Raw genomic sequence first — 9,981 nt, forward strand, 5'->3', positions numbered from 1 at the left:
CCTATATGCCGAACGATTCCCGTACCCGGTTCACCCGTGACAGCGCCCGTGAGTGGGACGACCTGGAGCTGATCTCCCAAATCACCCCCGAGACGGGCGAGCTCGACCTGGAAGACCGCCAGGCGCTCCGCCGCGTGGCGGGGCTCTCCACAGAGCTGGAAGACATCACCGAGGTCGAGTACCGCCGGCTCAGGCTGGAGCGCGTCGTCCTGGTGGGCGTGTGGACACAGGGCACGGCCGCTGACGCGGACAACTCTCTGATGGAGCTGAAGCTGCTGGCCGAGACGGCGGGCTCAGAGGTCCTGGAGGGCCTGATCCAGCGCCGCCAAAAGCCCGACCCGGCGACCTACATCGGCTCGGGCAAGGCCGTGGAGCTGCGCGACGTCGTCGCCGCGAGCGGCGCCGACACCGTGATCTGCGACGGCGAGCTGACCCCTGGCCAGCTCCGCCAGCTCGAAGACGTGGTCAAGGTCAAGGTGATCGACCGGACCGCGCTGATCCTGGACATCTTCGCCCAGCACGCCAAGAGCCGCGAGGGCAAGGCCCAGGTCGAGCTGGCCCAGCTCGAATACCTCATGCCACGGCTGCGCGGCTGGGGCGGCAACCTGTCGCGCCAGGTGGGCGGCCGGGCCGCGGGCGGCGTCGGCATCGGCGGCCGTGGCCCCGGTGAGACGAAGATCGAGCTGGACCGGCGGCGGATCCGCACCCGGATGGGCAAGCTGCGCCGCCAGATCGGCGAGATGTCCACCGCGCGCGAGACCATGCGCACCCGCAGGCGCGAGCGTGAGGTCCCCGCGGTAGCCATCGCCGGCTACACCAACGCGGGCAAGTCCTCCCTGCTCAACCGCCTCACCGGAGCCGGCGTGCTGGTGGAGGACGCGCTGTTCGCCACGCTCGATCCGACCGTACGGCGCTCACGCACGGCCGACGGCAGGCTCTTCACCATCGCCGACACCGTGGGGTTCGTCAGGCACCTGCCGCACCAGCTCATCGAGGCGTTCCGCTCGACGCTGGAGGAGGTCGCCGACGCGGACCTGATCCTGCACGTCGTGGACGGCTCCCACCCCGATCCCGAGTCCCAGCTCGCCGCAGTACGCGAGGTGCTGAGCGACGTCGACGCGGGCGGCATCCCGGAGATCGTCGTCATCAACAAGGCCGACGCCGCCGACCCGGTGGCGCTCGCCGCGCTCATCGCCAAGAAGCGCGGCGCCGTGGTGGTCTCCGCCCGGACCGGCGCGGGCATCGACGAGCTGATGGCCGTCATCGAGCGCGAGCTGCCCAGGCTGGACCACGAGGTCCGGATGCTGGTGCCGTACGACAGGGGCGACCTGATCTCCCGTGCCCACACGGAAGGCGAGGTGCTGTCCGTCGAGCACACCGGCGACGGCAGCATCCTGCACGCCCGGGTGCTGCCCAGCCTCTTCGTGGAGCTGGAACGGCACGCCAAGCCGGTGGAGATCGTAAGCTGAGACGGGGGCCTTCCGGGGCCGAGAAGCGAGAAGGTGGCCCGGAAGGGTCCGTATTGCTACTATTAGCCAAACCTTTCGACACGATTCTGGCGCGGGTTTCGTATGTCGGCTGTTGTGAGTTCTGATGCTGGTCCGCCAAGATGTGGCCTGAGATGCGCTGTCGCACCGGCGAGCGAGGCGGGACGACCGGCCGCCCCCAGCGGGCGAGCGCTAGATCGACAGGGCGTTCTTCGCGAATAACCCTGTACACCGAGCCGACCTGTGAAATAACGTAACTGAACTGAAATCGCCGGATCATGATCACGGCGATACGGTCACCGCACAACCTCAAGCGGATGAGAGCAGGAGACCCCCGATGTCGTCCGGAATGCGAGCGGGCCCTCTTGGCGCGATGGCGCCCGAGCGAGCCGGGGCACCGCTCACCCTCGGGGTGCCCGATCGGGCGGTGATGCGATGACCGTTCGCCTGCTGACCAATATCGGTCGGCTCTGGACCGGGAACGACGTGTGCAGCAACGCCGCGATCCTGGTCCACAACGATCGCATCGCCTGGGTGGGCCGCGCGGCCGACCTGCCGCAGAGCGTGCCCGGAGTCGTCGACGACATCGTCGACGTCGACCACGTGGAGAACCTCGGCGGCGCCCTGGTGACTCCCGGCCTCATCGACGCCCACACCCATCCCGTCTACGCGGGCAACCGCTACGCCGAAATGGCGATGCGGTCCGGCGGCTCCTCGTCGAGCGCCATCAACGCCGCGGGCGGCGGCATCGGCTCCACCGTGACGGTGACCCGCGGCACCGATCCCTGGACGCTTTGCAACGGCGTACGCGAGCGTCTGCGCGAATGGCTGCTCAACGGCACCACGACCGTCGAGGCCAAGACCGGCTACCACCTCACCCGCGACGGCGAGCTGGCCGACATCCGGCTGCTGCGCGAGCTGGAGAAGGAGCCGATGATGCCACGCATCCACGCGACCTTCCTGGCCGCGCACGTCGTGCCGCCCGAATACTTCGGCCGCCAGCGCGACTACGTCGAGGCGGTCGGCTCCTGGTGCGGCGACGCCGCGGCGGCCGGCGCCGACAGCGTGGACGTCTACTGCGACGAGGGCCACTTCACCACCGAGGAGGCGCGCTGGGTGCTCGCCTCCGGCCGCAACGTGGGCCTGCTGCCGCGCATCCACGCCGGCGCCTACAGCAGGCGCGGCGCCGTCCAGCTCGCGGCCGAGCTCGGCTGCGCCTCCGCCGATCTGCTGCACCACACCTCCGACGAGGACATCGCGGTCCTCGGCCGCTACGGCATCCCCGCCGTCGTCTGCCCGGCCACCGCGATGCAGCACGGCATGGGCGCCATGCCGCCGGTCCGGCGCATGATCGCCCAGGGCGTCCCGATCGCGCTCGGCAGCGACCACAACCCCGGCCACTGCGGCATCACCTCGATGGCACTGGTGATCAGCCTGGCCGTGTCCGCCTTCGGCATGAGCGTCAACGACGCACTCCGCGCCGCCACCCTCGGCGGCGCCACCGTCCTGAGCGCCCCTGACCGCGGCGTCCTCGCCCCGGGCCGCCTCGCCGACATCGTCCAATGGGACGCCGACCACGAGGGCGCCTTCGCCTGGTCCTTCGGCCTCAAGCCCAAGCGCGTCTGGAGCGGCGGCACCCCCGTCCAGTAACGGATCACCCGGCAAGTACATGGGGCTGCTCCCTCAGCCCGTACGTCTCGCGACCCGATCCTGCCCCTCTCTTCCAGATCACCCGGGCTCCTGGACCTTCTCCGCCCCTGCACCCTCGATGGGGGTCGCCCCAGCGCTCCTCTTCAGGAGTCCCCGATGGCTCATGCAGGCACCCGAATCCGCCATCTGGCCGCCATCGCCATCCTCATGTCGGCGGCCCTCCCCATGGCCGCCCCGCCGACCTGGGCCGGCCTAGTCGCCGGCGGCACGGACACCGACGCCGGCGTCGTCCGAGTACCACAGCTCGCCGATTGCCCTAACCCCGAGGCGTGATCCGCTTTGGCGGTGAGCCGTCCTCATGTGTTGGTTCGTATGAGCCGGTGCCCGTGCTCTACGCCGCCCTGGTCGGTGGCGGTGCGGGTACTGATGCTGGCGGTGTAGGGGTGCCGCAGCTCGCTGGTTGGCGTAACCCCGAGGTGTGATGCGCTTTTCTGTGGCGTGGGTGTGGCAGTCGCTCGTCATTGGTTTGATCGCATGAGCCGGCACCGATGGTCCGGGTCGGTGGCGGTGCGGGTAGCGACGCCGGCGGTGTAGGGGTCCCGCAACTCGCTGGTTGGTGTACGCCTGAGGTGTGATCCGGTTCGGCGGTGGGTCGTCGTCATGTGTTGTTCGTGTGAGCCGATGCCCTTGCTCTACGCCGCCCTGGTCGGTGGCAGCGTGCGCTTCGATGTTGGTGTGGTGCGGATACCGCAGGTCGGCGGTTGCCATAGCGGTGGTCTGGTTCGCTGCTGTGGGAGTAGCAGCCGTCGTTGTCCATATTTGATCGTGTGGACTGACACTGAACCCTTTTCAACCGGCTGCTTGCACCAGGTCAGGGGTGCCTCCGTCGAGCTCGGGGCGAACCTGATAGCCGGATAGGACGCCTGGTCATGCGGATACGGCATCTCGCTTACCGCCCCTGACCAGGGAGCTTGAGGTTGAAAAGGCTCACTGAGCCCTTTCAACCGGTCGCTTGGACCAGGTCAAAGGCGTCTCCATCGGGCTCAGGCTGGGGCTGGTGCCCCGGCAGGACGCCTGGTCATGCGGCTACGGTGTCTCGTTTACCCGCCTCTGACCAGGGAGCTTGAGGTTGAAAAGGGTTCACTGATGGCCGGTGTCGATTCGATCGGCGACGGCGTGGATATCGATGTCGGCGTCGCTTGAGTACTGTGGCTCGCTGGTTGTCAGAACTCCGGTACATGACCTGGTTTTGTGCTGTGGGTGTGGTGGCGGGTTGTGGTCATGGGCTTGATCGTGTGAGCCGGTGCCTTTGGTCTACGCCGGGATCAGGGGCGGCGCGGTTTTCGATGTTGGTGTCACAGGCCGGTGGTTGCCGCGGCGGTGGTCTGGTTTGCTGCTGTGGGTGCCGAAGGCGTCATGGTCCATAGGTGTTTGACTGCGTGATCTTGATGGCTTCTATAGATCCGATCGGCAGCGGCGCGGGCACCGATACCAGCGTCGGACGGCTACCGCAGCGCTGGCGTGTGATCCGGTTTTTGCCGCTGTAGGCGTGGCAGCAAGCCGTTGTCCACAGGCTTGATCGCGTGACTCGGCAGGGTTATCCCCAGAATCGCATTCAGCGCCGAAGCGGCGGCCGATTGCCGCCTAACGTGCGCTGCATGGCGAACATGCGATCTGCCCGCACGACTCCAGAGGCGAGACTTCAGGCCCTCCTGCCTCCACCTCAGCGCACCCGGCCGCAGGCGGCGGATAACAGCGGCCACGAGCAGGAGAGGCCGACGGCGTCCGAGTGGGGCTGGCCGTCAGCGAGCGGGCCAGGCCAGGTCGGGCCGGAAGCGGCCGGGGTGCAGGAGGGAATCCAGCGGGACGATCCCGCTCGAAAGGGTGGGACGGGGTGGCTTCCCCTGATGGATACGGCTCCGGCGACTGAGGGGCGGCGGGGTGCGCTGGAAGGGTCGCCCCGGACGCATCCCGCTCGGGCCGGTGCGGCGGAGGCGTTCGCTCGGGAGGATTCGGCTTGGATGGGCGTGTCCGATCGGCAGAAGCCTGCAGAGGGGCACCGGGTCGCTTCGGAGGGGTTCCTGTTGGCTCAGGCGGGCGAAGCGGAGCCGACGGGCGCGGGGGAGGCCCTATGGGGGCAGCAGGCGCCAGGGTGGGACTGGGCCTGGCCCGAGGCCGTGGAGGCGCACGAGCGGCTACAAGGGTCAAGAGAGAAGAAACGGGAGAAGTCCCGGCGCAAACGAGAGAAACGGGCAGGGCCGACGCCAGCGCGTGGCGGCCTGCGAGCACGGCTTAGACGCCGCCGGTCCGACGACTTCACCCATCATGAGGAGACCGACCTCCCCAACGCGCAGGTGGATTTCACGACCCGCCCCGCTGAGCCGGCGGGCCTCGGGGACACCACGGATGAGCCGGCCGGCCGAAGGGATGAGCCCGGTGGGTCAACGGACCTTGGACGTGTCCCAGATGAGCTGACGAGCTCTCGCGATCACCCTGTTATGTCGGCTGGCTCTGGAGGTCGCTCCAGTGAGTCGGCGATGCCCGGTGGCATTCCGGGCGAGCCAGTGGAGGTCAGTGATCTTTCTGGTGAGTTGTCGGGTTTCGGGGATCGGTTCGGTGGGCTGGCGGACCTTGGTGGTGTCCCGGGCGGGGTGGCGGGTTCTCGCGATCGTTCTGTAGCGCGGGCGGGTTCCGGAGGTCGGGCTGGTGGGTCGGCGATGCCCGGGCGTATTTCGGGTGGGCTGGTGGAGGTCAGTGATCTTTCTGGTGGGTTGTCGGGTTTCGGGGATCGGTTCGGTGGGCTGGTGGACCTTGGACATGTCCCGGATGAACTGACGGGTTCTCGGGATCGTCCTGTTGTGTCGGCGGGCTTCGCTGGTCGGTCCGGTGGGGCGGCGGAGTTTGGGGGCACCGCGCATGAGCCGGTGGACTCCCGGGATCTTTCTGTGGCGCGGGCGGGTTCGGGAGGTCGGTCCGGTGGGTCGGTGGTGGATGGGGGCGGTTCGGATGAGTGGGTGGGCTTTGAGGATTTCTCCGATGAGCCGCCGGGCTACGTCGGCAGGTCTGGTGGATCGGCGGTGCTCGGGGGTGTTCCGGGTGAGCCGATGGACCCCTGGGATCCTTCTGTTGTGCCGGCGGGTTCGGGAGATCGACCCGCTGGGGTGACGGAGTTCGGGGGGCAAGGCGGTACCCGAGAACGGGGGGATCGCGAGGGACGACCGGCTCCAAAGGTGCCGGAGGCCCACGAGGGGGAGGCGCCGGCCGTGCGGCCGCCGAGGCCGCTACGTGAGACGCTTCGCTCGACGATCGCCGCCAATGAAGTGGCGCTCAAGCTTGACAGCCCCAAGGCGCGCCTGCTGCTCCTTCTCGGTGTTGTGGCGGCGCTGGCCGGTGGCCTTCACCTGTGGCGGTCGCAACCCGTGGCAGAGCCGCTGCCGCCACCGCCCACCGGGGCCGTGCGCCCCGTCGCCCTGCCCTCTTCACCGGTCTCTAGATCCCCCGCGGCTGCCGAGGTGACAGTGCACGTGGCGGGCAAGGTGCGTAAACCGGGCGTCTTCACCCTGCCCGAAGGCAGCCGTGTGGAAGACGCGGTCGCCGCCGCGGGCGGCCCCAAAAGAGGTGTCTCCACCGATTCGATCAACCTCGCCCGGCGTCTGGTGGACGGCGAGCAGATCGCCGTCGGCGGCCCGCCGGTCGCCCAAGCGCACGCTCAGGTACCGGCGTCCGCTTCCGACGCCCCCGGCTCCCCAGGGGCGCCCGGCCCACCTGGCGCGTTGATCGACCTGAATACGGCCACCGTGGAGCAGCTCGATGTCTTACCCGGCGTCGGCGAGGTGCTGGCACGGCGCATCGTCGACTACCGCACCACAAACGGCGGTTTCCGGACCGTGGATCAACTTCAGGAGGTCTCAGGCATCGGCGACAGCAAATTCGCTGACATCAAGGACAAAGTCCGCGTGTGACACCACCCCACCTCACGCACACCTGGTTTCCAGGCAACCCGACGAAAGGAGGTCCGCTTGAGGTTCGATGTCAGCCGTCTCCCTGTCCGTCGCGGCCTGCGGCCGGGCGCCTCCTCGACCGAGCCTCCGGCCGAACCGGAGCCGGCGGCGGCGCGCGTGCCCGCCCTGGCGGCGCCCGCACTGGCCACCTGGGCGACGGCGTGGATCCTGCTGGGCTGCTCCCCGCTCACCGCGGCCATCGTGGCAGGAGCGGCCGTCCTCGCCATCCTGGTGACGGTCCTCCGCCCCGCAAGGCCACGGCGTGTCCGCCTTCGGAGAGGCACGCCGGTGAGCGAGCACACGTTTGGACAGGCTCCAGCGCCCGACCCGGACTCCGCCCCGCAAGATCCACCATTGCCCGGACACCACACCCGGCCAGACCGCCCGGAAAGCAGGGGCGGCTTGGGAAGGCGGGGGGAGTGGGCGTGGGGGTGGTGGGGGTCGGTGGTCGCGGTGCTCGGGTGTGTGGCGGCGACTGCGGTGGGGGTTGGGGCCCGCGTGCAGGCGGTGAGCAGTGGGCCGGTGGCGGATGGTGTGCGGAGCGGCGCCACTGTCAGCGCGGAGATCGTGCTGACCGACGATCCTCGTACGCTGCGCGCGCAGGCTCGGTTCGGCGGGCCGCGGGTGATCGTGGACGCCGCCGTCGAGGCGATCGAGTTAAGAGGGCGGAGGCACGCCGTCAGTGTGCCCGTCGTCGTGCTCGGTTCCGGAGACGGCTGGCGGGGCCTGCTGCCCAGCCAGCGGCTGCGGGTCAGGGGCAGGCTGGCGTCCGCCGACCGTTCCGGGCTGGTGGCCGGGATGCTCCTGGTCCGCGGCCGGCCCGTGGTCCTCGGCGGGCCGGACGACGTCCAGCGGATCGCCGGTGTACTGCGGGCGGGGCTGCGTACCGCGTCCGGCGTGCTGCCGGCCGAGCAGGCCGGGCTGTTGCCCGGCCTCGTGGTGGGCGACGTCTCGCGCATGGACGAGAAGGTCGAGGCCGACTTCCAGGATGCCGGGCTGGCACACTTGCTCGCGGTCAGCGGGGCCAACCTCGCGATCATCGCCGGTGCCGCGGTGGCCCTCGCCAGGGTGACCTACATGCCGCTGCCCGTACGCGCGGTGCTCGCCGCAGTGGCGATGCTCGCGTTCGCGGTGGTGGCACGGCCCTCTCCGAGCGTCCTGCGGGCGCTGCTCATGGGGCTGGTCGCGGCCATCGCGCTGGGCACCGGCCGCTCCCGTGACGGGCTGGCGGCGCTGTCGGCGGCCGTGCTGCTGCTCATCCTGTTCGAGCCCTCCCTGGCCCGCTCCTACGGCTTCGCGCTCTCCGTCTGCGCCACGGCGGGCATTCTCGTACTCGCCCCGCGCTGGCGCGATCGGCTGGCGGGAAGGCTGCCGACGTGGCTGAGCGAGGCCGTCGCGGTCCCGGCCGCGGCCCAGGCGGCGGTCGCCCCGGTCCTGGTGCTCATGTCGGGCGAGGTCTCCCTCGCGGCGGTACCGGCCAATCTGCTGGCAGGCCCCGCCGTCGCGCCCGCCACGCTGCTCGGCTTCGTCGCGTCGCTGGTGGCCCCGTTGCACGCCGAGGCGGCGACCTGGGTCGTGCGACCCGCCGGGGTGGCGGTCGGATGGATCATCACGGTGGCCGACTGGGCGGCGCGCCTGCCGTACGGGGCGGTGCCGTGGCCGGGCGGGGCGATCGGGATCGGCCTGCTCGGGGCGGTGGCGGTCCTGCTGGTGGCGCTCCTGCGCAGCCCGCTCGGCCGGTGGGCCGCGTGCGCGGTGGCGGCGGGGGCGCTCGTCGCGTTCCTGGCCCTGGGGCCGTCGGTCGCGGCTTGGCCGCCCGCGAGGTGGCTGCTCGTGGCGTGCGACGTCGGCCAGGGAGATGCGCTGGTCATCGCCGCCGGAGCGGGCAAGGCCGTGGTGGTCGACACCGGGTCCGACGGCACGCAGGTGGACAGGTGCCTACGCGACCTCGGCGTACGCGAGATTCCGCTGCTCGTCCTGACCCATCCGCACGCCGACCACGTGGGCGGGCTCGCCGGAGCGTTCCGGGGGCGGCGAGTGGGAGCGGTCGCCATGGGGGTGCAGACGCGGGCCACACCGGCCGTCGGCCGCCTCTCGGCGGACATCGCACGACACCGGGTCCCGGAGTGGCGGGTGGGTCCCGGTCGGTGGTGGAGCTTCGGGCCTTCGCTGCTCACGGTGCTCGGGCCGGTCGCCGGAGAGGTTCCGGCGGGCCTCGGGGATGAGGCGGCGGTGAACAACGCCAGCGTCGTGCTCCACGTGCGCTGGGCCGCCGGATCGGCTCTGCTGAGCGGTGACATCGAGACCGAGGCGCAGGCCGCGCTGCTGCGCGGCGGGCTTCCCCGGGCCGATGTGCTCAAGGTCCCTCACCACGGCTCGGCGCGCCAGGACCCGGCCTTCCTGTCGTCCGTCGGTGCGCGCGCCGCCCTGATCAGCGTGGGCGCGGACAACGGCTACGGCCACCCGGCGGCGCTGACGGTCTCCCGGCTGACGTGGGCGGGCATGCGGGTCTATCGCACCGACCGCTCCGGCGACCTCGCAGTGATCGCCACGGCCTCAGGGGCCCTCTCCGTCCTGCCCCGTGGGCCCCCTGCCCGCTAGGGCGTGTATCAAAGTTGATCAGAGCCATTCGTTGACCGCGGCGACGAGGACGGTGGCCTCGTACCGGGTGGCGAGCTTGTCGTATCTGGTCGCGACGGCACGGTGGCGTTTGAGTCGGTTGATACCGCACTCCACAGCGTGACGCAGCCGGTACAGCACCGAGTCGAAGGCGGGCGGCCGCCCTCCCCTGGAGCCCCTGGCACGGCGGTTGGCGTCCTGGTCGGCTTTGCTCGGGATGGTGG

Annotated in this window: 5 protein-coding genes and 1 pseudogene; 5 read left to right on the forward strand and 1 reads right to left on the reverse strand. The window is 70.3% G+C overall.

What is annotated here, in order from left to right; all coding sequences use genetic code 11:
• Window positions 1–5 precede the first annotated feature (5 nt).
• The 5 genes from hflX to ACH34R_RS36890 all read left to right on the forward strand — a co-directional run bounded on the left by hflX (window position 6) and on the right by ACH34R_RS36890 (window position 9,739).
• Entirely contained in the window at window positions 6–1,469 is a 1,464-nt protein-coding gene (gene hflX, locus ACH34R_RS36870; protein ID WP_397566215.1) for a GTPase HflX, read from the forward strand.
• Window positions 1,470–1,922: 453 nt separating this feature from the next.
• Entirely contained in the window at window positions 1,923–3,137 is a 1,215-nt protein-coding gene (gene hutI / locus ACH34R_RS36875) for an imidazolonepropionase (RefSeq protein ID WP_111166598.1), read from the forward strand.
• A 156-nt stretch (window positions 3,138–3,293) separates the two neighbouring features.
• Entirely contained in the window at window positions 3,294–3,470 is a 177-nt protein-coding gene (locus ACH34R_RS36880; RefSeq protein WP_397566216.1) for a hypothetical protein, read from the forward strand.
• A gap of 2,897 nt (window positions 3,471–6,367) precedes the next feature.
• Window positions 6,368–7,099, forward strand: coding sequence for a helix-hairpin-helix domain-containing protein (locus tag ACH34R_RS36885; RefSeq protein WP_397566217.1), 732 nt, complete (start codon window positions 6,368–6,370; stop codon window positions 7,097–7,099).
• A 561-nt stretch (window positions 7,100–7,660) separates the two neighbouring features.
• Window positions 7,661–9,739 (forward strand): ComEC/Rec2 family competence protein, encoded by a 2,079-nt coding sequence (locus tag ACH34R_RS36890; protein WP_397566218.1) that lies wholly within the window; start codon window positions 7,661–7,663, stop codon window positions 9,737–9,739.
• Between the two features lie 18 nt (window positions 9,740–9,757).
• Here the strand turns inward: ACH34R_RS36890 and ACH34R_RS36895 are convergent.
• Window positions 9,758–9,981: pseudogene (locus tag ACH34R_RS36895) on the reverse strand (IS5/IS1182 family transposase); the annotation flags it as partial.

Origin of the sequence: Spongiactinospora sp. 9N601, assembly GCF_044326295.1 — a bacterium.
GTDB lineage: Bacteria > Actinomycetota > Actinomycetes > Streptosporangiales > Streptosporangiaceae > Spongiactinospora > Spongiactinospora gelatinilytica.